Origin of the sequence: Enterococcus sp. DIV0174 (assembly GCF_050529065.1) — a bacterium.
GTDB classification, from domain to species: domain Bacteria; phylum Bacillota; class Bacilli; order Lactobacillales; family Enterococcaceae; genus Enterococcus_B; species Enterococcus_B thailandicus.
In genome coordinates, this window is sequence record NZ_CP172881.1 from 657123 (window position 1) to 681642 (window position 24520).

Here is a 24520-nt window from a genome sequence, read left to right on the forward strand (position 1 = left end):
AATCAGGAGGAACATTATGATTATCACAGGAAAAACTAAATCAGGTTTCGCGTATCAAATCCAAAAAGAACAAGTGGAAAATTACGAGTTTATCGAAGCTATCGCAGAAACAGATGAAAATGCTTCGAAATTGCCGAAAGTGTTGAAAATGCTTTTTGGCAAGGAGCAACTAGAAAAACTAAAAGACCATATTCGCACCGAAGACGGATTTGTTCCAATGGCAAAACTGACGGAAGAATTCACAGACGTTTTAAACAATCCTAAATTAAAAAACTAATAACCCTTGCTAGAATGATACAGATTGATGAAGAAGCGCTAATATGCGATCTTGCAGAAACGTATCATATATACGATTACAGACAGCTACCAGTTTCGACTGTAGCTGTTTTTTCTTGTGGTTTAAAACAAGATTCTCGAATCCATATGAAGTTGAATAATCAACAAGTGCCGCTCGATACGCTATTGCTAGCAAGCATTAGTGACAAGCTAGGTTTGTTGATTTGGTTCAAAACAAAGGATGGGCAAAAAGGGGTCAATCGTCCAACTTCAATTTCAGAAAGTTTGACGAATTCTACAAAACAAGAAAAAAGCGAAATTGTGTTTAATTCTGGCGAGGAGTTTGAACGCGTACGTCAACGTTTAATCGAAGGAGGCGATAGTTAATGGCAACTGAGTTAGGACAAGCGTATGTGCAAATTATTCCATCAGCGAAAGGAATTTCGGGCGCTATTTCAAAACAGCTTGATCCAGAAGCTAGCTCGGCTGGTATAAGCGCTGGTAATAGTCTAGGAAGCAAGCTCGTTACTGTTGTAAAAGGTGTCATTGCTACTGCTGCAATTGGTAAAACGATTGGCGCTGCTTTAACCGAAGGTGCGAACCTTGAACAGTCGCTCGGTGGTATCGAAACACTGTTCAAAGGCAGTGCGGATAAAGTGAAAAAATATGCAGATGAAGCATATAAAACATCTGGATTATCCGCCAATGCTTACATGGAAAATGTAACCAGTTTTAGTGCTAGTTTGCTTCAATCAGTTGGCGGAGACACCGAGAAAGCAGCAGATGTTGCGAACATGGCCATGATTGACATGTCAGACAATGCCAACAAAATGGGATCGAACATGGGCGATATTCAAAATGCTTATCAGGGTTTCGCTAAGCAGAATTACACCATGCTAGATAACTTGAAACTTGGGTATGGCGGTACAAAAGAAGAAATGCAACGCTTGTTAACTGATGCTGAAAAATTGACTGGTGTGAAATATGACATTAGTAATTTAAGCGATGTTTACAATGCGATTCATGCAATTCAAGGCAAGCTCGATATTACAGGCACAACAGCAAAAGAAGCAGCAGAAACGTTCAGTGGTTCGTTTGCAGCAATGAAAGCTTCGTTTTCTAACGTGCTAGGTAAAATGGCGCTTGGGCAAGATATTAAACCGTCATTAAACCAGCTAGCCGAAACGACATCGACATTCTTAGTTGGCAATTTTATTCCAATGGTAGCTAATATTTTGAAAGCATTGCCGGGCGCAATTGTGACGTTTATTAAAGCTTCAATTCCTTATGTGAAATCGGCATTCGGCGAATTGCTCGGTTCTATCAGTGAAACTTTTCCTGTCTTTGGGAAAATGGTTGATTGGATTCAAAAGAACGCAGAAATGTTCAAATTTCTTGGTTCAGTTGCGTTAGGCGCGCTAGCTGGATTTTTAGCTTTTAAAGGTGCAATCAGTATATTTACTTCTCTAAAAACTGCAATAACGGGAATCAAAACAGCCTTCACAGTGTTGAAAGCAGCAATGCTAGCTAATCCATTTGGCGTGATATTAGTTGCGGTTGGGGCACTTGTCGCAGGTTTGATGTATCTATACAAAACAAACGAAAACGTTCGTAACAGTATCAATAATGTTGCTGGTAAAGCAAAAGAGCTAATCAGCAATTTTGCTAAGTCTGAGACAGTCACAAAAGCATTATCAAATGGCATGAAGCTTGTTTCTGAAATAGGTGACAAAGTAGCTAACGCTATTGGGAATATCGGCAAGAAGGCATCAAGTTCGGCTGGATCAGTTGACTGGTTTGGCGTAGCTTTCAAAGTAGTGAAAACCGTTATTTTAGCTTTGCTAGGTCCGATCGGTTTAGCGATAAAAGCATTTACTTTAATTGCTAAAGTTTTAGGCGGTGGAGAAGTAAAAGCTGGTATCGACCAAATGATTTCTAGTTTTAGTACGTTAGCAAGTGGAATTAAACAAAATGCGCCTGAGATTGGGACGTCGTTTGGTACAGCTATGCAAGGTATTTTGACAGCTATTGCAAATGCTTTGTCGGGCATTATCGCTGGTGGGTTGAGAGTTATCGCTGGTTTTATTTCAGGTATCGCACAGGGATTACCACAAATCGCATTAGCAGCTGCACAACTAATAACTGCTTTTACGACTTCAATGTTGTTGCTTATTCCGATAATTGTATTATCAGCAACGCAAATTATTGTTGCTTTTCTTGCAGCATTTACAGTAGCTCTACCACAGATTATTTTAGCAGGAACTAATCTAATAAACAGTTTGTTACAAGGTATTACATTAGCTATTCCATCACTCGTAGCAAATACCGCAGTTTTGATCACTACGTGGCTCACGTCACTAAATGCTTATTTGCCGATGATTTTGCAGGCCGGATTCAATTTGTTGATTACTTTTTTACAAGGCATCGCAAATAATATTGGTCAAGTAGCGCAACAAGCGTTAAATATTATTATTAATTTTGCGAATGTGATTATTCAAAATATGCCAACAATCGTAAATACTGCAGTCAATTTGATGGTTAGTTTTCTCAATGCTTTAGCATCAAGAATGCCCGACATCATTCAATCGGCAGTTACATTGATTGTCAATTTTGTTAATGGTATTGCGAATAACTTAGACCAGATAATCAATGCAGCGGTGAACTTAATCGTTAAATTTTTGTCAGGTATTGCGAATAAAATACCCGACATTGTGAATGCGGCAATGGGATTAGTCGATGCAATGGTGCGAGGAGTTATAGACGCACAAGACAGATTAATGAACGCTGCAATTACTTTAATCAATGGCTTTGCTACTAACATTAGGAATCGAAAGGGAGATATTCGTGACGCAGCACTAAACTTGCTAGATGCAATTGTTGGTGTATTTGTCCCAGATAGCCTTTACGATACAGGTAAAAATTTGATTCAAGGCTTGATAAATGGTATTGGTTCGATGGTCGATTCAGTAGCTTCAAAGATTTCAGAAGTTGCAGGAAATATCAAAGGGAGAATCCAAAGCGCATTGGGCATTCATTCGCCATCAAGATGGATGCGAGATATGATTGGTCAAAACATGATGCTGGGTTGGCAAATTGGTATTGATAAAAATGCGAAATATCCAACAAACGCTTTATTGAACGCAGGAAAAACAATCACTAGCAATTTACATGACCAATTAAAAAATGTTCAATCATTGGCAAGCGGAATCACTTCAACAGATAGCTTGCTGAATTTTGACGATAGCGATATCAGCATGAATGTTACAAAAGAGGCGACTAGCCGAGCTATCGTTACAAGTTCAAAAGTCGATACTACAACAGATAACAGTGAATCATTAGACACGATAACTAATATCTTGCTTGCCATTTTAGAAAAGGATTTCGATGTTTTGCTAGATGGTGACTCTCTTGTTGACAAAACAAAAACAAAAATGGCTACTGCTTTAGAGAAAATGAGTAACGACGCAGCAACTAAAAAAGGTTTTAGAAGAGGGGTGAGCGTTTAATGGACGTATTGACTTTCGATGACGAATATACTTTAGATGATTTCGGTATGAAAAACACGCAAGGAAATGAACAAGAGCTATTCGGTTCAATCTCATCTAAAACAGTAAAAATACCAGGCAAAAAGGGATTATATGACTTTGGGGATGAGGTAGGCTCTTTTAGCGAAAAATTTCCTGTCATCGTACTTGCAAAAACGGAAGTAGAACGCTCATACAAGATTAGAGCCTTTAAACGATTTATTCTTGATGAATTTGGTTACCCACGAATCGTAAAAATTCAAAAGAGTTTGGAACCTGACGTTTACTACTGGGGAAAAATCGCAGTAGCGCCTGTTCCAAAGCTTTATTCAACTGCCGCGACATTTATTCTCGAAATCGTTAGCTTGGATGGCATGAAATATTCAAATGTTTCGACAGATGAGATTTTGTGGGGATCCAAAAAGATTTCATTTCAGGCAGGGTATCGTCTTGGCAATACTGGAACTGGCGCAAATGCTTTGAAAATCGTATCTAATACAAGCATCAATTCGTTTGTTGAAGGAAACGCAGTGAAGCCAGAAATTACGCTTGTTGGGACAGGAACAAACGTGAAAATTACTTGCGGAAATCGAGTGATTTCAGTAGGCACTTTTTCAAATCAAACTATTAAAATTGATACAGAAATGTTTGTCGCTTATTTCAACGGAAGCGAAAAGATTATTGAAATGGATGATTTTTACATTATGCCCAATCAAAAAATTGTGGTTACAGGAACAAATATGAACTTTTCGTTGACAATCAAGTATCGAGATGTTTTGTAAGGAGTGGTGAAATGCTTAAAGCAATGAATATTAATAGACAAACGACAGCATATCTTGAAAATGCGTTTAATGTCAGCTACGAGAAGCAAACCAATTCAATTTGGTCTGCTTCTTTTTGTTTACCACTCGATGATCCAAAAGTTGATAAGGTTCAACAATTGGGCTATGTGGAATTTGTTGACAGCGATAATGAGTACATTGGACTTTTTCGAGTGATGCCAACTGAAACAGCAATCAGCGTTGAAAATAATCGAGTGAAATTCTCGTGTTTTCATGTGCTATCAACTTTGATGGATAGCGTGATGTTTCGTTATCACGAAATTAGTCCAAATACAAAAACAGTAGATGTTTTAAATTACTTATTAAGTTTACAAAAAGTCACTCATTGGAAATTAGGAAAATGTGAGTTCGCTCGCTACTTTCAATATTCTTGGGAGAATGAAAATGGCTTGATTGATGCGATTTGGAGTATTCCTCAACCCTTTGATGAGGAGTATATGTGGACATTTGACACGAAGACATATCCTTGGACGCTCAATTTAGTGAAACCGCCAATGGACGTTACCGCGCGTGTTTGGGAAGGACACAATCTAAAAGGTTTTACAGTTGAAAGTAATCCTAATCAGTTAATCAATAGAATCTATCCACTTGGTCAAGGCGAAGGAATCAATCAGTTAAATATCGCAAAAGTAAATCCAACGAAAAAATATTATGTAGAAGATTCGGCTTCTATTGCAAAATATGGATTGATTGAATACGTGTGGTCGGATCGTAGGTTTACAGATGCGAATAGTCTATTTAGCTCAACTAAAGCTTTGCTGAACAAATGGAAATTACCGAGTGTTTCATGGTCCATTGATGCAGTTGACTTAATCAAAGCTATTCCTCAAAAGCCAAACCAAAAAATACCTAAAATTGATGAATTACGATTAAACAAAGTCATTCAAGTAAAAACAAAAAAATTCGGAACATTGAATTTACGAATTTTAAAAGAATCAAAAACAGACGTTTTCGGCAATCCGCAAGACTTGCAGTTGTCTGTTGGTTATGTGCCAAGTGATTTAGGAACAACACAAGCTGATAATGAACGTAACATTCAAATCAATCAGCTTTATTCTCAAGGCGCAACGAATATTCTTAATTATGACAAAGCTGATAATTGCGATCCAACCTACCCAGTAAAATTCAAATTTTACATTGATGATGATGTAGTAAAAATCAATACTTGCGAGCTTACTTTTGATACTTCTGCATTCAGAGCGTATTCGAAAGCTATCGAAGGTGGCGGTGCAGTAGTGACAAGTACAAAAGCTGGTGGCGCTATTGTAAAAGCGACTGGCGGCGGTGGCAGTATTGTAAAATCCACAAGTTCTGGTGGTTATACAGCTAGTTCGACTCAATCTGGTGGGGCAAGTGTTCAAAGCAATACTTCTGAAAGTGGTGGCGGATCAACACAAACGTCCAGCGCGAATGGCAGTCACAGACATAGAATGTTTTCGCCTACTAGTGAACTTGGTCCGATTCAAACGACAAGGTACAAAGCGTATGGAAGTTCCCTTTTGGAATTTCAAGGTGCGAATAATGATATCTATACTGCAGAAGCAGCGGACAATCACTCACACAATGTAACCATTCCAGCCCACACACATAGAGTATCTATCAATATACCGGCCCATAGTCACAACTTTACCGTTCCAAACCACACCCATGAAATCACATTGCCAGATCATACACATGAAATAAATTTGCCAAGTCATACACATGAGATTACATTGCCAAATCACACGCACGAAATCGAGTACGGCATTTATGAAGCAAGGGAACGAGCAAGTCAGGTAAAAATCACTGTAGACGGCAATGCTATTTCTGGCACTGAAACAAGCAAAGAACGATTTAATTTAGTGCCTTACCTTCAAAAAAATGAAGATGGAACAATCCAAAAGGGATGGCATGAAATTGTTATGACACCTAATAATTTAGCTAGAATAGAAGCGCAAGTCACACTAAGAGTGTTTATTAAGTCACAGCTTGGAGGAGAATTCTAAATGAAATTAGAAATTAAAGAGCACAGCAAAGATGCTGACATTATTGAAGTAGATAGCTATGATGCTAAAGAAACATTCACTAAGTTGACTGAAAAAGATGAAATGGGCAATAGAAAAAATGATTTTTTAGTATTTGGAGAAAATATCTATTCTACGATCAATATTCAATCGATTAAGGTGGTGAATTAGATGGCTGTTGAACATATTAACGAAACAGATTATCTAAATGATGGTCGCGTTAAAATTAACAAGTTTGCAATAGATCCAGCAAATCGTGCAGAAAAAAATAGCGAAAATGCCTATAATTCTGCAAAAGAAGCGAGTGATGTAGCAGAAGCAGCTCAAATCGAAGTCTCTAAACTCAGAAGTGAAATTGATGATTTAATTATTAATTCTGGAACAAGCGATGCAGAAGTAGTACAAGCTCGAACGAATATTCGTGGGCAAAAGTTTCCTTTACTAAAAGATCGCTTAAATAGTGTAGATGAAGACATCCAAGATTTGTCGATAAACGTGCGTTGGTACGGTGCTGCGGGAGACGGAATTGTAGATGACACAGAGGCGATTCAAGCTGCTATTCGTGCTGCAAAAGTTGCGAATACTAAAGTATTTATTCCAGATGGAAAATACAAATTAACTAAAGAGCTAATTTTGCTTGATGGAACCCATTTGTTGTGTGGCGAGAATGCCGTATTTCTACGATATCATAACAAAAACTTCACTTTAAATTTTGAATTACATGATGCGCCGAAAACACAATATAATGGAAATGGCAATATCACGATTGATGGTGGATTTTGGGATTTCTACACGAATAATCAAGCAACAGGTCAGTGCTTTTTCTTTTGCCACTCACATAATGTCATGATTAAAAATGCCCATGTCAAAAATATCAATAATGGTCATGCTATCGAGATTAACAGTTCGGATGGTGTCACTGTTCGGGATTGCGTTTTTGAGGGATATATTGGTGAGGCCTATCGCGGTGCAATCCAAATTGATTTAGATAAGGAAGGTGCTTTTGGAGATCTATATGTGGATCACCAAAGTTTTGACTATACACCTGCCAAAAATATTTCAGTCGCACGTTGTAAATTTATCAGCAGTGAACTTGGCTCTTGGGGGCGTGCAGTAGAAAGTCATTCTGCTGTAGTGGATAAACAATTTGAACGTATTACCATTTCAGATTGCGAAATTCATGATTGTTTGACGGTAGGAATCCGCGGCTATAATTGGACAGATGTAGTTATAAAAAACAACAGGCTTTATAACTGCGCTTCTGGTATTGTTATCAACACAATTATTGAGCGCCCAGAAGATACAGTTGACTCAAACGGTGTTCAGACAAATATGAGCGTGAATACAAGTAAGATTGTAATTACTGGCAATACCATAGTGCAGTCAAAAGCTACAGAACAGTACGTGTCGTCAATTTCGTTGTGGGGACAAAACACGGGCAAAGTAACCAATGTCACTGTCTCTGACAATGTCTGCGAGGGCGGAAAGTGGTCTGGTATTTTTATTTACAAGACGGATGATTTCACTGTTTCTGGAAATGTCGTTAATGATGTTTCTAACAATGGAATTTCAGTTTCAGGATCAAAACGAGGATCAATCTCTGCAAATGTAATTAGTAATTGTGGTTCGTCAGGGATTTACGTCTCTAAATCAAATACAGATGAAGCAGCGTTAGAATTGTTTTCCGAAAATGTTTTAATATCAGCTAATGCGATTAGCGAATGTGATGTGCACGGCATTCATATTGTGGATAATTCAATTGCTGTTATCGCAAACTCGAACACTTTGATAAATACGTCTAAAGTAAAAAAAGAAGAAAGTGTATTAATCGGTTTAAATTCAACAATGTGCCAAATCGCAAATAATACAATCAATGATGGATATGAAAATACACGTGCAATTTTAGCAACCGCTCAAACTACAGATATTTCCATACATGATAATAAAGTAACGAATCCAACTAAATATACCCAAGCAAGATATATTGCAAATGATAGCGTGATTACAACAATGCCGTTTCAATTTTCGTCTGGAATTACAGAGTATACGAGTTCATCTGTAAACAAAGTATCGTTTTCGCTAATTGGTTCACGGATTTACTGTAAAGGTGCTGTCAAAGGAGTGGATGCAGCAAATAAGCAGTTATTGAAACTGCCTATCCCACCACAAATACAGCAGTACATGACTGGCATCAGCACAACAATTTCGGGAAGAACGGTAATTACTCGTCTAACAGTAAAAACAGATGGATATTTATATTTAGAGAACAATTCAGAAGCAGTCTACAATGCAAGTGATTTTGTGACTGTTGATTTTAATTATGCTTTTTAATTTAAAAGATAAGTGTGCTCATTCGAGTGTACTTTTTCTTTACGGAAGTTGGTGAGTAAGTGATTGATATTGGAAAATGGGGGGCAATTGCTGGTTCAATTACGGCGATTGCCTCTCTTGTTTTGTTAGTGATAAAACCTGTCATTTCTTCGTTTGCAAAAATTACAGAAACGTTGTCAGAAGTGAATTATACGTTGCGATTACTGACAAAAGACTTAGAAGCTAGCAAGGATGATCGTTCTATGATTCATGACGAATTAAACAGACATGATGAGCGTTTAGACGATCAGGATAAGCAGTTAGTGAAACATAACCAGCAAATTATAACTTTGTTTAAGGAGACTAGAAAATGAAAAATATTAACTGGAAAATTCGTTTTAACTGGGCTGAAAATAAGACATTTATTTTTAGATTTGTAATTGCGGTTTTCTTACCTGTTTTAACGTATTACGGATTAAAAGCGGAAGATCTAACTTCATGGAAAGCGATTGGCGATGTGATTGTTAACGCAATTAGCAATCCTTTTGTACTGGGCACGATGCTTGTAAACGCGTTGAATGTTATTCCTGATCCAACAACGCAAGGCGTCACAGACAGTAAACAAGCGCTGGAATATGACACGCCTAAGATTGACGAAAAAGCGGACTACGGTGATGGGCAAGAATTCACTGAGCGAAAGGATGTCAAATAATGAGTAAAGAAAGCATGATTCAATGGATGCAGAATCGCTTGGGTAAAGTTACTTATTCGATGACGCATCGTTTAGGGCCAAACAGTTACGATTGCAGTTCTGCAGTTTTCTTAGCAATGATTGCAGGTGGATTTTTGCCTTCTGGTTCAATGGGGAATACCGAAACTTTGTTTGGAATGGTTGGAACGAAGCTAAAGAAAATTAGTCGTTCAGAAGTACAACGAGGAGATATTTTTGTATCCGGAACTCCGGGCGGTTCTAATGGGTCGGCTGGTCACACAGGAATATTTCTAAGTAATGGCTCATTTATTCATTGTTCATATACACACAACGGAATTGCGATTGATACGAATGATGCGTACATGGGAACGCGACTGCAGCATAATTTCTATCGAATTATTGAAGGTGGTTCAGCTAACAACACAGATGATAAACCACAAATGATTCAACTAGCTCTTGATGGCCAATTTGGCAATGCAACAGCTAGACGTCTGCAAGAATACTTTGATACTGCAGGAAAAGATGGTGTTGTTAGTCATCAGTACAAACAGAAGTACAATCAAAATATCTATGCTGCTCAATTTGATAATAGCTTAATTGGATCAAACGTGGTCAAAGCGTTGCAAAAATTTTTGGACATTTCACAAGATGGTTTGTTCGGTCAAGCTACTATTAAATCATTGCAGAAATATTTTGGTACAACGCAAGATGGAATTATCAGCGCACCATCAGATGTAGTGAAAGAATTACAACGTCGCTTGAATGCGAATAAACTATAAAAAATAGCCTCTCTTTGATAGAGAGGCAGTACATATATTATTCAGATTGAGAAATTAGATTATTTTTCGTAGCTAATAATAAACGAACCTAGCATGCTTTCGACTTTTGTAACTTTCACAACCAAAGTATCACCTTTTTCAACTTTTGGATTTTCTGATGAAACAAAGTTTAAATGCTCACCAGTTTGAATATTATATCCAAATGCGCTGTCAGGTACTAATTCATCTACTGTAATTTTAACAGTCTTTCCATCAATTGATTTACCTTCATTCAATGCTTTTTCAGCTTGCTCAGTTGTGTAATCAGCTTTCTGCTCTTTAGAACTTGAACCACAACCAGCTAAAAACAACAAAGCTAACATTCCAATAAAAACCACTTTAACCACTTTTTTCATTTACATCCTCCTATTTTATGACAATTTAATCATATCAAAAAGTGGAAAGGTTTGACTATATAATTTTACGTTTTATCAAAAACCTCTGCAGTGACCGGTGCTGGTAAAACAGAAATCCTGTATCCGCTTCTGCAATTGTTGCTAGCAACTGGGAAACGAGTTGCGATTGCTTCACCGCGGGTGGACGTGTGCCAGGAACTATGGCTACGTTTTACTGCAGTTTTTCCAGAAGAAAAAATCATTTTACTTCATGGCAAACAGCAGATTCCCTATGCGTTTAGTTCCTTCGTTATTTGTACGACTCATCAGTTGTATCGTTTTTACCATGCGTTTGATTTGCTAGTGGTTGATGAAATTGATGCGTTTCCTTATGTTATCGATCAAGGACTTCGGTATGCAACAGAAACAGCAAAGAAACCTGAGGGACAATTGATTTATTTGACGGCAACACCGGATGAACGTCTGTTAAAAGAAATCAAACGAACGTTTCAGATTCATTACTTACCTCTGCGTTTTCATCAACGATTGTTACCTGAGCCTCGACTCATTTTCTGGAATAATTGGCGCCGATGCTTAAACAAACGAAAAAAAATGGAACCATTAATCAAAGCAATCCAAAAACTAGTAAAAAAAAATCATGTCTTATTGTTTTGTCCAAGTATTGAGTTGATGAATGAGTTGCAAATGAAATTAGCAGAGTGGTTACCAACAATTAAAATTTCATCTGTATCTTCAAAAGATGAAAAGCGTCCAGAGAAAGTACAAGCGATGCGGCAGCAAAAATATGATGTGCTTTTAACTACTATGATTCTTGAACGAGGTGTTACCTTCGAAAATATTTCAGTTATTGTTTTAGGGGCAGAACATGAAGTTTTTACGAAATCTTCATTGGTCCAAATTGCTGGTCGAGCTGATCGCAAGGGAGAATTCAGTAATAGTCAAGTCTGTTTCTTTTATCATGAAAAAACGAGTGCAATCAAAAAAGCGGTGAAAGAAATCAAAAGGATGAACAAAGCGGGGAAACTCATACAATGAAATGCTGCTATTGTCAAAAATCAATCATTAAAAATTTAACCATTAAGGAACTTTTTCAACCGAAAAAATCGAGTGAACTTTGTTGGCAATGTGCCAAACTATTTACTCCTTTGTCCACAGTAAACAGTTGTGATGGTTGCCAAAAAAGTTTGTTAGAGAGTGAGAAACAATTTGTACAAAGTCAAAAAACATTTTGCACGGATTGTCTTTACTGGAAAAATCGTTACCCGACATATGATTTTTGCCATAGAAGTTTTTTTCAATATGATGAAGCGATGCAAGCTTGGTTCCAACAATACAAGTTTATTGGAGATGTTCGCTTGGCTAAAACGTTTGAAAAGCAGTGGCAAAGTTTACCAAAAAGATTTCCGGATTATCTTTTTTGTCCGATTCCATTATCAAATGAGCGGTTGGCACAACGTGGATTTAATCAAGTGAGTCAGATGTTGACCGAGGCTAGGGTGACTTTTCAGTCATTGCTTGAACGAGTCAAACATCAGTCGACTCAAACACAACATTCTCGGGAAGAAAGACTGGCAATGCCTCAGCCGTTCGCTTTAGGTGTTGAGCCGGAGCAAATCAAGCAATGTAAAATTTTATTGATTGATGATGTGTATACAACAGGACAGACGTTATTTCATGCTGCGGCTTGTCTTGCAGAGCATCAACCAACTAAAATTCGGACGTTTTCTTTAGCACGATAAAAGAAAAACTAAAAAATACGTGAAATTGGTAGCGATTTAGTTTGCAAATAGATTAGAGTTCGATATAATATAAATAAGAAGAGGGAAAGAGTGGTCCTTCTCCTTCTTGATTGTGGTAGACGAAAGGGGTAATTTTTATGTTTAGATATAATGTACGCGGCGAAAATATCGAAGTAACTGAAGCGATTCGTGACTATGTTGAAAAAAAAGTAGGCAAGTTAGAACGTTATTTCAGTGATGCACCCGATGCTACAGCCCATGTAAACTTAAAAGTTTATACTGAAAAAACAGCAAAAGTGGAAGTAACGATTCCATTACCTTATCTTGTATTACGTGCGGAAGAAACTTCACCAGATTTATATGCAAGTATTGATTTGGTTGTTGATAAATTAGAACGTCAAATTCGCAAATTTAAAACAAAAATCAACCGCAAATCTCGTGAAACGGGCATGAATACTGCAAGTGCTGCAGTATTATTCAATGAAGAAAATGGTGAAGGCGAAAACGAATCTGAATTAGATATCGTTCGTACAAAACGTTTGTCATTGAAACCAATGGATAGTGAAGAAGCTGTCTTACAAATGAATATGTTAGGACACAATTTCTTTATCTTTGAAGATGCTGAAACCAATGGTACAAGTATCGTTTACCGTCGTAAAGATGGAAAATACGGTTTAATTGAAACTGACTAAAAATAACTATTTTTTAAACCCTTGTGGTGTCTGATTAGATACCACAAGGTTTTTTTTACATAAAGAAGCTGTATTTTTATTAAGAATAAAGAAGTTCAGAGAATAATATAGCTAAGATATTTCAATTATCTATAAGTAATGATAAAATGGATAGGAGAGTCTACATAAGCGAGATGGATACTGCAGAAAAAGGAGATTATACAACGAATGGCCAATTTTATACGTTCAATCATTGAAAATGATAAAAAAGAACTAAAACGTTTAGATAGCATTGCTAAAAAAGTTGAATTACACGCTGATAAAATGGCAGCTTTAACTGATGAGCAATTACAAGCAAAAACTGATGAATTTAAAGGTAGATATCAAAAAGGTGAAACTTTGGACCAACTATTGCCAGAAGCGTTCGCCGTTGTTCGCGAAGCAGCGAAACGTGTCTTGGGCTTATACCCTTATCACGTCCAATTGATGGGTGGGATCGTTCTTCATGATGGGAACATTCCAGAAATGCGTACTGGTGAAGGTAAAACGTTAACTGCGACTATGCCAGTGTATTTAAATGCATTGTCAGGTGAAGGGGTACACGTTGTTACAGTAAATGAATATTTAGCAACCCGTGACTCAACTGAAATGGGAGAACTTTATAACTTTTTGGGACTTAGCGTTGGTTTGAATATCAATTCTAAATCAGCTGATGAAAAACGTGAAGCGTATAACTGTGATATTACTTATAGTACAAATAATGAATTAGGATTTGACTATTTGCGTGACAACATGGTTGTTTATCGTAATCAAATGGTTCAACGACCATTGAACTATGCGATTGTCGATGAAGTGGATTCAATTTTGATTGATGAAGCAAGAACACCATTGATTATTTCAGGACAAGCAGAAAAATCAACTGCTTTATACACAAGAACAGATAACTTCGTTAAACGTTTGAAGGAAGAAGAAGATTATAAAATCGATGTTCAATCAAAAACCATTGGGCTAACTGAAGCGGGAATCGAAAAAGCAGAGGAAACTTTTGGATTAGAAAACTTATATGATCTTGAAAATACTGCTTTGACACATCACTTAGATCAAGCATTGCGTGCTAACTACATCATGTTACTTGATATTGATTATGTGGTTCAAGACGGAAAAGTCATGATCGTTGACCAATTTACTGGTCGTATCATGGATGGACGTCGTTACTCTGATGGGCTTCACCAAGCAATCGAAGCAAAAGAAGGCGTGGAAATCGAAGACGAAACAAAAACAATGGCTTCAATCACATTCCAAAACTATTTCCGTATGTACAAAAAACTTTCTGGGATGACTGGTACTGCGAAAACAGAAGAAGAAGAATTCAGAGAAATCTATAACATTCAAGTTATTCAAATTCCAACGAATCGCCCAGTTATTCGTGATGACCGTGCAGATTTACTTTATCCAACATTGGAAAGTAAATTCCACGCAGTTGTTCAGGATATCAAAGACCGTTATCGTAAAGGACAACCAGTCTTGGTAGGTACAGTTGCGGTTGAAACATCTGAATTACTATCAGATATGTTGAACCGTGAACGGATTCCACATGAAGTATTGAATGCTAAAAATCACTTTAAAGAAGCTGAAATTATTATGAATGCTGGTCAAAAAGGTGCAGTTACGATTGCTACCAATATGGCTGGTCGTGGGACAGATATCAAGCTAGGTCTTGGTGTACGTGAATTAGGTGGTTTAGCTGTTATTGGTACAGAACGTCATGAATCTCGTCGTATCGATAATCAGTTACGTGGACGTGCTGGACGTCAAGGAGACCCAGGTATGTCACAATTTTATCTTTCATTAGAAGATGATTTGATGAAACGTTTTGGTTCAGAACGAATCAAAGCTTTCTTGGATCGGATGAAAATTGGGGATGAAGATGCGGTTATCCAAAGTAAGATGCTAACGAAGCAAGTTGAGTCTGCTCAAAAACGCGTAGAAGGAAATAACTATGATACGCGTAAAAATGTCTTACAATATGACGATGTGATGCGTGAACAACGTGAAGTAATCTATAAACAACGTCAAGATGTAATCATGGAAGAAAATAGTTTGTCTCAACCATTGATGAATATGGTCAAACGAACAATTAGTCGAGTAGTAGATGCACACACACAACTAGAAAAAGAAAACTGGAACCTTGAAGGAATCGTCGATTTTGCGGGGAATGCAATTGTCCACGAAGACAGCATCAGCGTGAAAGATCTTGAAGGAAAAACACCAGATGAAATGAAAGTTTATTTAAATGAGTTAGCACAAGACGTGTTTAATACAAAAGCCAACCATTTAAATGGTCCAGAACAACTCTTAGAATTTGAAAAAGTTGTTATCTTACGTGTGGTTGATTCGAAATGGACAGATCATATTGATGCAATGGATCAATTACGTCAATCAATTGGGTTACGTGCGTATGGACAAAATAATCCGTTAGTTGAATATCAAACAGAAGGATACAAAATGTTTGAAGATATGGTCGGCGCAATTGAATATGAAGTAACTCGTTTATTCATGAAAGCTGAAATTCGCCAAAATGTTCAACGAGAACAAGTTTCTCAAGGTGAAGCTTCACATGCCACCGAAGCAAGTGCGGAAGAAAAAAGTAATACAAGTGCAAAAAAACAACCAGTTCAAGTGAATAAAGTTGGACGAAATGATCCTTGCCCTTGTGGAAGTGGAAAGAAATACAAAAACTGCCACGGAAAAAATGAAGCATAATCATTTTTAAATAGAAAGAAGCTGGTGAGAGAAGTTCTTTTTAGAAAGAATTTGTCTCACCTTCTTTCTGTTATCTTTAGATTCTGGTAGACTAGAAAAAGAAGTGAAAAGAAGACGAAAACGATTGTCCAGAGAAAGAAGGAAGCAAACATGGAAATTTTTGAGATTCGTAATTTGTTAGCTGACATGCAAGAGAAGGTCACAAGCTTTAGGGGGTCTCTTTGACTTAGATCAGCTGGAAGAATCGATTGCACAAGCTGAGTACAAAATGGCTGAACCGGGTTTTTGGGATGACAGTGTTGCTGCGCAACAAGTAATTAATGAAAATAATGCGAATAAAGAAGCTTACGACCAATTTCATTCTTTAGCAGGTGAATTGGAAGAGTTAGAACTTTTGACGGAGTTATTACAAGAAGAACCAGATGCAGAAATGCAAACAGAGCTGGAGACACGGTTACATGCATTAAATGAAAAAATGAATACGTATGAGTTAGCCATGTTACTTGATGGACCGTATGATCGAAACAATGCTATTCTGGAATTACATCCTGGAGCAGGCGGTACGGAATCACAAGATTGGGGCAGCATGTTGTTACGCATGTATACACGTTGGTCAGAACAGCATGGGTATCAAGTGGAAATCTTGGATTACCAAGCGGGAGACGAAGCTGGAATCAAGAGCGTCACTTTGTTAATCAAAGGGCATAATGCATTTGGTTATTTGAAATCTGAAAAAGGTGTTCACCGGTTAGTTCGAATTTCACCGTTTGATTCAGCTAAAAGACGTCATACTTCGTTTTGTTCGGTAGATGTCATGCCTGAACTGGATGAGACAATTGATATTGAGATCAATCCAGATGATTTAAAAATTGATACGTACCGTGCCAGTGGAGCTGGTGGACAACATATCAATAAAACAGAGTCTGCTGTGCGAATCACACATATCCCAACTGGAACGGTGGTTGCAAGCCAAGCACAACGTTCTCAGTTAAAAAATAGAGAGCAAGCTATGGGCATGTTGAAGGCGAAACTTTATCAACTTGAAGTAGAGAAAAAAGAACAAGAAGCTGCAGCTTTACGTGGTGAACAAAAAGAAATTGGCTGGGGTTCACAGATCCGTTCCTATGTATTCCATCCTTATTCAATGGTTAAAGATCACCGCACAAATGCAGAAACTGGGAATGTTCAAGCGGTCATGGACGGTGACTTAGACTTATTTATTGATGCTTATTTAAAAATGCATCTGGTATAACATTAGTGGATTATTATTTAATTGACATAAAATTGTAAAATTTTGCAAGCAACTTGAAACATTGCCATGCTATAATGGCTGAAGACTGAAAAAGATATGGAGAGAATGCCATGATTGAAATGAAGGATGTAATGAAGAAGTACTCCAATGGTACGACTGCCATCCGCAATCTCTCGGTCGTTATCGATCAAGGAGAATTCGTTTATGTAGTTGGACCATCAGGAGCAGGAAAATCTACATTTATCAAATTGATGTACCGAGAAGAAAAAGCAACTAAAGGAACATTGACTATTGCAGGACATGATTTGATGGCTATCAAAAATCGTGAAGTTCCTTATTTACGCAGAGAAATTGGAATCGTCTTCCAAGACTATAAATTATTGCCGCGAAAGACTGTTTATGAAAATGTAGCTTACGCTATGCAAGTAATTGGTCGTAAACCACGTGAAATTAAAAAACGTGTGATGGAAGTTTTGGATTTAGTTGGTTTAAAACATAAAGTACGTGTTTTTCCAAGTGAATTATCTGGTGGGGAACAGCAACGTGTTGCGATTGCGCGCGCGATTGTAAACACACCAAAGGTTTTGATTGCAGATGAACCAACAGGTAACTTAGATCCTGAAAATTCATGGGAAATCATGAAACTTCTTGACCGCATCAATGCACAAGGAACGACAGTTGTTATGGCAACACATAACAGTACGATCGTAAATACAATTCGTCATCGGGTAATCGCCATTGAAAACGGCCGAATTATTCGAGACCAAGCGGAAGGGGAATACGGATACGATGATTAGAACCTTTTTCCGCCACTTATTAGAAAGTATCAAAAGCTTGAAACGTAATGGCTGGATGACTGTTGCCTCAGTTAGTGCGGTAACAATCACTTTAGCACTTGTTGGTATTTTTATGGCTGTTATTATGAATGCAACTAAACTTGCACAAGATATTGAAGGAAACGTAGATGTTTCAGTTTTTGTTGATATTGGTACAAAAGAGGCGGATATCAAAAAATTAGGAACAGAATTAGAAAAGCTTGACCATGTTGAAAAAGTATCTTTTTCAAGTAAAGACCAAGAATTGAAAAAAATCCAAGCAGCAATGGGTGATTCATGGAATTTGTTTGAAGGAGATAGCAATCCTTTATATGATGTATACGTGGTAAGTGCAACAGAACCTTCTTACACCAAAGATGTCTCAAAAGAAGCGGCAAAATTGTCTAACGTTTACCGAGCAGATTACGGTGGCACTTCTTCAGACCGAATCTTTGAAATTGCGGGAGCTGTTCGTACATGGGGATTAGCAGCAGCAGCGTTGCTATTATTTGTTGCTATGTTCTTGATCTCTAACACGATTCGAATTACAATTTTATCTCGTCAAAGAGAGATTCAAATTATGCGATTAGTTGGAGCAAAAAATGGCTATATTCGTTGGCCGTTCTTCTTAGAAGGCGGTTGGATCGGTTTGATTGGAGCAATTATTCCAATGTTGATTTTAACATTTGGTTATCGTGAAATTTTCCAATTGGTTAATCCATCGTTACTACGCTCGAACTATTCCTTGTTGCAACCAGCTGATTTTGTTTGGAAAATCAATGTTTTGATGACTGGTATCGGCGTAATCATTGGTTCTTTAGGATCGACGATCTCAATGAGACGATTCTTGAAAATTTAATCAATCATTCAAAGTAAAAGAACATTGTACTCATGAAAAGTGGGTGCAATGTTTTTTTGTTGTGTCGAAAAGAATACTGAAAAATGGTGGATTGAAGCGTGTTCTTTTTTCTCTTTACTTTAAAAAAAAACTTGGTTATGCTTAGGAGGTTAGAAAATGAAGAGGTGAATCCATGAAGGTGATTGTTGATAATTTTTTTACGATCATTTTGATTGCGAACATTTTATTATCGTTAATCATTGTGTTTCGTGAAAGAAGAGAAACAGCACAGACATGGGCTTGGTTACTTGTGTTGATGTTTATCCCGATTTTAGGATTTATTCTATACATTTTTTTTGGTAGGGGAATTTCAAAAGACAAAATTTTTGATTTGAAGATGCAAGGAAAAATTGGGATGAATTTGGAAATTGAAGAAGATAAACGTGCATTAAAACGTGGATTGTATCCCCATCCACCAACAGGACAAGCCGATGTCAGGCAACTGATTTATATGTTGACTGTTTCAGAAGGAACATTATACACGACGCAAAACGAAGTTACGTTGTTTACAGATGGTCGTGAAAAATTTGATGCGTTGATTGATGATATCAATCATGCACAAAATCATATCCATCTTGAGTATTATATTTATCGAAGTGATGATTTAGGCGTAGAACTGCGAGATGCATTGATTGTTGCAGCACAACGAGGCGTAAAAGTGCGGGTTTTATTAGATGCTTGGGGATCGACGCAGGTTTCACTAAGTTTTTTTGATGAATTAAAGAAAAACGGCGGAGAAGTCGCATTCTTTTTTCCATTATTTGTTCCATACATCAATCCGCGAATCAATTATCGAAATCATCGAAAAATCGTTGTAATTGATGGACAGATTGGGTATACAGGTGGATTTAATGTGGGAAATGAGTACTTAGGTTTGGTCAAAAAATTTGGTTATTGGCGTGATAATCATTTAAGAATTTATGGCGAAGCTGTTTACAGTTTACAAAATCGATTTTTGATGGACTGGAATTCTCAACACACAAATGAAGTCAGCTATTCGCCCAATTTTTTCCCAATGATTGATTCAACAGGGGAGATGGCTGTTCAAATCGTGACCAGCGGGCCGGATTCGGAACACGAACAGATCAAGATGACCTATTTAAAAATGATTTCTTTAGCAAAACGAGAAATTTTGATTCAGACGCCTTATTACATTCCCGATGGTTCGATTCATGAAGCACTCAAGCTAGCTTTGCTGGCAGGCGTCAAAGTTCATTTGCAAATTCCAAATAAACCTGACCATCCATTGGTTTACTGGGCAACTTATTCTTTTGCAGCAGAACTGATTGAGTATGGGGCAATTGTTGAAACCTACGAGAACGGGTTTATTCATGCGAAGACGATGATTATTGATGGTGGTGTCGTTTCAGTTGGATCGGCAAATATTGATGTTCGCTCTTTCCGTTTGGATTTTGAAGTCAATACGCTAGTTTATGATGAACGAATGGCTTCACAAGTACGTAAAGCATTTTTTGATGACTCAAATGTATCGAAACAATTAACCAGAGAAATCTATGAAAATCGTGGAACGGTAATCAAACTTAAAGAAGGCTTAGCGAGATTAGTCTCACCGTTACTTTAAGAAGAATAAGCAAAAAGGACTTGAAGCATAAATCATTGATTTATGTTCCAGGTCCTTTTTTATCGGGGTCACTTCTGAATAAACTCAGAAATGAAGAAAACGTCTCAATCTACTTTCATGAACTTTGGGGTATTTCTTGTTTTTTGGGGAAAGCAAGAAATAAGTTCACTCAAGTCTTTATTCAAGAGACGCATTTCAGAAATAGTATAGCATAGTCAAAAATAATGAGATAGTTTTATTTTTATTTTATCAAGAATAACTCATCAATTCGTTATTTAATGATTTTGATTCATTTTCAATAAACAAGGAAAATGTTAGAATAAAATTACTTTATGACTAAAGGAGATTTTTAATGAAAAAATTAAAATTATTATTACCAGTATTGGGATTAGCCGTTCTTTTATCTGGATGTGCGAAATGGATTGATCGCGGGGAATCAATTACAGCGGTAGGTTCTTCTGCATTACAACCGCTAGTTGAAACGGTCGCAGAGAGCTATCAAACAGAAAATCCTGGAAAATTTGTTAATGTCCAAGGTGGCGGTAGCGGAACGGGATTATCTCAAGTTCAATCTGGTGCTGTGGACATCGGTAACTCTGACTTATTTGCGGAAGAAAAGTCTGGGATTGATGCAAAAGCTTTAGTAGATCACAAGGTTGCTGTCGTTGGAATAACACCGATTGTGAATAAAAAAGTGGGCGTTTCAGCTATTTCCATGGAAGAGTTAAAAAAACTATTTACTGGTGAAATCAAAAACTGGAAAGAACTTGGTGGAAAAGATCAAGCAGTGGTTATTTTAAACCGAGCTTCTGGAAGTGGAACCCGTAGTACGTTTGAAAAATGGGTATTGGATGGTGAGTCTGCAATCCAGGCACAGGAACAAGATTCAAGCGGCATGGTTCGCCAAATTGTTGCCGACACACCGGGGGCAATCAGTTATGTTGCCTTTTCTTATGTAACAGACGAAGTAGCAACGCTTAAAATCGATGGCGTGGAACCAACAGATGAAAATGTGACAACAAATGAATGGACCATTTGGGCATATGAACATATGTATACAAAAGGAAAACCAACGGAGTTAACGGATGAATTTTTAGCGTATATTCTTTCAGACGAAATTCAAAATAATATCGTTGGCGAATTAGGCTATATTCCAGTTTCACAGATGAAAGTGGAACGTGATTGGGAAGGAAATATCATTTCTGAATAACCTTTACAAAAAATTTACAAACTTAGCGAAACTTTTACATGTTATTAAAACCAAATTGATGTTTGTTTTGTACACTGAACAAGTATGTTAAACCTGAGCAAGGGGGAGTCATCTGTGGAGGATGTAAAAAAAGTATTATTAACAAAATCGAAGCGTTCAAAAATGGAGCAACGTGGAAAATTTATTAGTTTTCTTTGTATCGCTTTAATTGTTTTAGTGGTATTAGCTATTTTTTATTTTGTTGCAAGTAAAGGGTTAGCGACTTTCTTTGTCGACAAAGTGAATGTGTTCGACTTTTTATTTGGGACGAGTTGGAATCCAAGTCAAGTTGGTCCAGATGGAAAACCGATGGTTGGGGCATTGCCAATGATCACAGGTTCATTTATCGTGACATTTTTATCTGCCATCATCGCAACACCATTTGCTATTGGTGCTGCAGTTTTCATGACGGAAATTTCGCCGAAAAACGGAACAAAAATTTTACAGCCAGTAATTGAGCTGTTAGTTGGTATTCCATCAGTCGTTTATGGTTTTATCGGTTTATCTGTGATCGTGCCGTTTGTTCGTAACGTCTTTGGCGGTACAGGGTTTGGAATCTTAGCCGGAACATTTGTCTTGTTTGTTATGATTTTGCCAACAGTAACAACGATGACTGTAGATGCATTGAAGTCTGTTCCTCGACATTACCGAGAAGCATCATTAGCTTTGGGAGCAACGAGATGGCAAACGATCTATAAGGTAGTTCTTAGAGCAGCTGTACCTGGAATTTTGACAGCAGTTGTTTTCGGAATGGCACGTGCCTTCGGGGAAGCTTTGGCGATCCAAATGGTGATCGGGAATGCAGCGTTGATGCCAACTAGCTTAACAACACCAGCTTCAACTTTGACTTCGATTTTAACAATGGGAATCGGTAATACGATCATGGGCACGATTGAAAATAATGTGTTGTGGTCCTTAGCATTGATCCTATTATTGATGTCATTATTCTTTAATATTGTTATCCGCATGATTGGTAAGAAGGGAGCCTTAAAATAATATGAATGCAAAACGTTCCGATAAAATCGCAACTGGTATTTTATATACCGTTTCTGGAATCATTGTCTTGATTTTGGCTGCTTTGTTACTATATATTTTAGTGCGTGGAATTCCTCATATCTCTTGGTCTTTCTTGACTGAGCCATCAAAAGCTTATCAAGAAGGTGGCGGTGTAGGTATTCAATTATTCAACTCGATTTATTTATTATTGATTACAATGATTATTAGTTTCCCTTTATCACTTGGTGCGGGAATTTATCTATCCGAGTATGCAAGCAAGAACTGGATGACAGATGTGGTTCGTACTTCTATTGAAATTTTGAGTTCATTACCTTCTGTCGTAGTTGGTTTGTTTGGTTTCTTGGTCTTCGTTATTCAGTTTCAATATGGTTTTTCCATTTTGTCTGGTGCGTTAGCGTTGACTGTCTTTAATTTGCCACTTTTGACAAGAACAGTGGAAGAATCATTACAAGCTGTTCATTACACACAACGAGAAGCTGGTTTAGCTTTGGGCTTATCACGTTGGGAAACAGTTTTAAAAGTCGTAGTTCCAGAAGCAACACCTGGAATTCTAACGGGTGTAATCTTAAGTTCTGGAAGGATTTTTGGGGAAGCGGCTGCTTTGATTTACACAGCAGGACAAAGCGCGCCAGCTCTTGATTTTAGTAACTGGAATCCACTAAGTGTTTCAAGTCCGATTAGTATCTTCCGCCAAGCGGAAACATTGGCTGTTCATATTTGGAAAATCAATACTGAAGGAACGATGCCAGATGGCGCTGCTGTGTCAGCCGGAGCATCTGCCGTATTGATCATTGCAGTCTTGCTCTTCAACTTTGGGGCACGTGCGATTGGGAAACGGTTATACCGTAAAATGACTTCAGCCTAAGGAGAAGAAGAAACTATGAAAGAATACAATTTGAATGATACAAATATCATCACGATGCCTCCTGAAAAGAAGATTGCTTTACACACTGAAGATTTACATGTTTGGTATGGTGATAACGAAGCAATCAAAGGTGTTGACTTAGAATTTGAAAAAAATAAAATCACTGCATTAATTGGTCCTTCTGGTTGTGGGAAGTCAACTTATTTACGTTCGTTGAATCGAATGAATGATGGTATTGCAAACACAAAAATCACTGGGAAGATCATGTATAAGGATGTTGATGTCAACGCACCCCAAGTCGACGTTTATGAAATGCGTAAACGAATCGGTATGGTGTTCCAACGTCCGAACCCATTTAGTAAATCCATTTATGAAAATATCACGTTTGCTTTGAAGCAACATGGGGAAAAAGACAAGAAGAAGCTAGATGAAATCGTTGAAACTAGTTTGAAACAAGCTGCCCTGTGGGAACAGGTCAAAGATAACCTTGATAAAAGTGCTTTAGCCTTGTCAGGAGGGCAACAACAACGTTTATGTATTGCTCGTGCGATTGCAATGAAACCAGATATTTTATTACTGGACGAGCCAGCAAGTGCATTGGACCCTATTTCTACTGGGACAGTTGAGGAAACGTTGGTGAACTTAAAAGAAGATTTTACCATCATCATCGTGACACACAACATGCAACAGGCTGCGCGTATCAGTGACTACACGGCATTCTTTTACTTAGGAAAAGTAATCGAATATGATCAAACGAAGAAGATATTTACTAGACCGAAAATTCAAGCAACCGAAGATTATGTGTCCGGTCATTTTGGTTAAAACGGA

At 37.5% G+C, this 24520-nt stretch carries 22 protein-coding genes and 1 pseudogene; 22 read left to right on the forward strand and 1 reads right to left on the reverse strand.

From position 1 onward, the window contains the following. The first annotated feature begins 16 nt into the window (after positions 1–16). The 10 genes from IGJ93_RS03330 to IGJ93_RS03375 are packed head-to-tail and all read left to right on the forward strand — an operon-like array spanning position 17 to position 10446. Positions 17–277: a hypothetical protein gene (locus tag IGJ93_RS03330; RefSeq protein WP_311798220.1), complete on the forward strand. Its 261-nt coding sequence runs from the start codon at positions 17–19 to the stop codon at positions 275–277. Between the two features lie 14 nt (positions 278–291). Then, positions 292–663 carry a DUF5361 domain-containing protein gene (locus IGJ93_RS03335; protein ID WP_413128470.1) on the forward strand — a complete coding sequence of 124 codons (372 nt, stop codon included), beginning with the start codon at positions 292–294 and terminating at the stop codon, positions 661–663. Continuing rightward, entirely contained in the window at positions 663–3782 is a 3120-nt protein-coding gene (locus tag IGJ93_RS03340) for a hypothetical protein (protein ID WP_430597003.1), read from the forward strand. The genes IGJ93_RS03335 and IGJ93_RS03340 overlap by 1 nt, the downstream gene beginning before the upstream one ends. Further along, a complete protein-coding gene (locus IGJ93_RS03345; protein WP_349703173.1) occupies positions 3782–4582 on the forward strand; it encodes a hypothetical protein in 801 nt (266 codons plus the stop codon). Before IGJ93_RS03340 ends, IGJ93_RS03345 begins: the two co-directional genes overlap by 1 nt. A gap of 11 nt (positions 4583–4593) precedes the next feature. Beyond that, positions 4594–6627 carry a phage tail spike protein gene (locus IGJ93_RS03350; protein ID WP_430597004.1) on the forward strand — a complete coding sequence of 678 codons (2034 nt, stop codon included), beginning with the start codon at positions 4594–4596 and terminating at the stop codon, positions 6625–6627. Next, positions 6628–6816, forward strand: a complete 189-nt coding sequence (locus tag IGJ93_RS03355; protein WP_349703171.1) for a hypothetical protein — start codon at positions 6628–6630, stop codon at positions 6814–6816. Continuing rightward, positions 6817–8976, forward strand: a complete 2160-nt coding sequence (locus IGJ93_RS03360; protein WP_430597005.1) for a right-handed parallel beta-helix repeat-containing protein — start codon at positions 6817–6819, stop codon at positions 8974–8976. Between the two features lie 59 nt (positions 8977–9035). Next, entirely contained in the window at positions 9036–9329 is a 294-nt protein-coding gene (locus IGJ93_RS03365) for a hypothetical protein (RefSeq protein ID WP_430597006.1), read from the forward strand. After that, complete coding sequence (locus IGJ93_RS03370; protein WP_430597007.1) at positions 9326–9667, forward strand: phage holin family protein; 342 nt, start codon at positions 9326–9328, stop codon at positions 9665–9667. The genes IGJ93_RS03365 and IGJ93_RS03370 overlap by 4 nt, the downstream gene beginning before the upstream one ends. Continuing rightward, positions 9664–10446 (forward strand): peptidoglycan amidohydrolase family protein, encoded by a 783-nt coding sequence (locus IGJ93_RS03375; protein ID WP_430597045.1) that lies wholly within the window; start codon positions 9664–9666, stop codon positions 10444–10446. The genes IGJ93_RS03370 and IGJ93_RS03375 overlap by 4 nt, the downstream gene beginning before the upstream one ends. Positions 10447–10505: 59 nt before the next feature. Here the strand turns inward: IGJ93_RS03375 and IGJ93_RS03380 are convergent, their stop codons facing one another. Beyond that, positions 10506–10841, reverse strand: a complete 336-nt coding sequence (locus IGJ93_RS03380; RefSeq protein WP_430597008.1) for a hypothetical protein — start codon at positions 10839–10841, stop codon at positions 10506–10508. Between the two features lie 87 nt (positions 10842–10928). On the opposite strand from IGJ93_RS03380, the pseudogene IGJ93_RS03385 reads away from it, so the two are divergent. The 12 genes and pseudogenes from IGJ93_RS03385 to pstB form a co-directional block, all read left to right on the forward strand. Next, positions 10929–11876, forward strand: a pseudogene (locus IGJ93_RS03385) (DEAD/DEAH box helicase); the annotation flags it as partial. A gap of 320 nt (positions 11877–12196) precedes the next feature. Then, positions 12197–12580, forward strand: coding sequence for a ComF family protein (locus IGJ93_RS03390; RefSeq protein ID WP_244897481.1), 384 nt, complete (start codon positions 12197–12199; stop codon positions 12578–12580). A 137-nt stretch (positions 12581–12717) separates the two neighbouring features. Continuing rightward, a complete protein-coding gene (gene hpf, locus IGJ93_RS03395) occupies positions 12718–13272 on the forward strand; it encodes a ribosome hibernation-promoting factor, HPF/YfiA family (RefSeq protein ID WP_067483801.1) in 555 nt (184 codons plus the stop codon). A gap of 207 nt (positions 13273–13479) precedes the next feature. Next, positions 13480–16014, forward strand: coding sequence for a preprotein translocase subunit SecA (secA, locus tag IGJ93_RS03400; protein ID WP_071868689.1), 2535 nt, complete (start codon positions 13480–13482; stop codon positions 16012–16014). Positions 16015–16164: 150 nt separating this feature from the next. Further along, a protein-coding gene (prfB, locus tag IGJ93_RS03405; RefSeq protein WP_179189241.1) for a peptide chain release factor 2 occupies positions 16165–17266 on the forward strand; the annotation gives its coding sequence in 2 pieces (ribosomal slippage) (positions 16165–16236 and positions 16238–17266; 1101 coding nt in all). Positions 17267–17376: 110 nt separating this feature from the next. Continuing rightward, positions 17377–18063, forward strand: coding sequence for a cell division ATP-binding protein FtsE (gene ftsE, locus IGJ93_RS03410; RefSeq protein WP_067483807.1), 687 nt, complete (start codon positions 17377–17379; stop codon positions 18061–18063). Continuing rightward, a complete protein-coding gene (gene ftsX / locus IGJ93_RS03415) occupies positions 18056–18940 on the forward strand; it encodes a permease-like cell division protein FtsX (protein WP_067483808.1) in 885 nt (294 codons plus the stop codon). The genes ftsE and ftsX overlap by 8 nt, the downstream gene beginning before the upstream one ends. A 172-nt stretch (positions 18941–19112) precedes the next feature. Further along, positions 19113–20561 carry a cardiolipin synthase gene (cls, locus tag IGJ93_RS03420; protein WP_067483809.1) on the forward strand — a complete coding sequence of 483 codons (1449 nt, stop codon included), beginning with the start codon at positions 19113–19115 and terminating at the stop codon, positions 20559–20561. A gap of 352 nt (positions 20562–20913) precedes the next feature. Next, the gene (locus IGJ93_RS03425; protein ID WP_067483810.1) at positions 20914–21771 is read left to right on the forward strand and encodes a phosphate ABC transporter substrate-binding protein PstS family protein; all 858 of its coding nucleotides are present in this window, start codon (positions 20914–20916) and stop codon (positions 21769–21771) included. Between the two features lie 114 nt (positions 21772–21885). Further along, positions 21886–22806, forward strand: a complete 921-nt coding sequence (gene pstC / locus IGJ93_RS03430) for a phosphate ABC transporter permease subunit PstC (RefSeq protein WP_067483811.1) — start codon at positions 21886–21888, stop codon at positions 22804–22806. Position 22807: 1 nt separating this feature from the next. Beyond that, positions 22808–23692, forward strand: a complete 885-nt coding sequence (gene pstA, locus IGJ93_RS03435; RefSeq protein ID WP_067483814.1) for a phosphate ABC transporter permease PstA — start codon at positions 22808–22810, stop codon at positions 23690–23692. Positions 23693–23707: 15 nt separating this feature from the next. Next, on the forward strand, positions 23708–24514 hold the full coding sequence (gene pstB / locus IGJ93_RS03440; protein ID WP_067483816.1) for a phosphate ABC transporter ATP-binding protein PstB: 807 nt from the start codon (positions 23708–23710) through the stop codon (positions 24512–24514). The last annotated feature ends 6 nt before the right edge of the window (positions 24515–24520 follow it).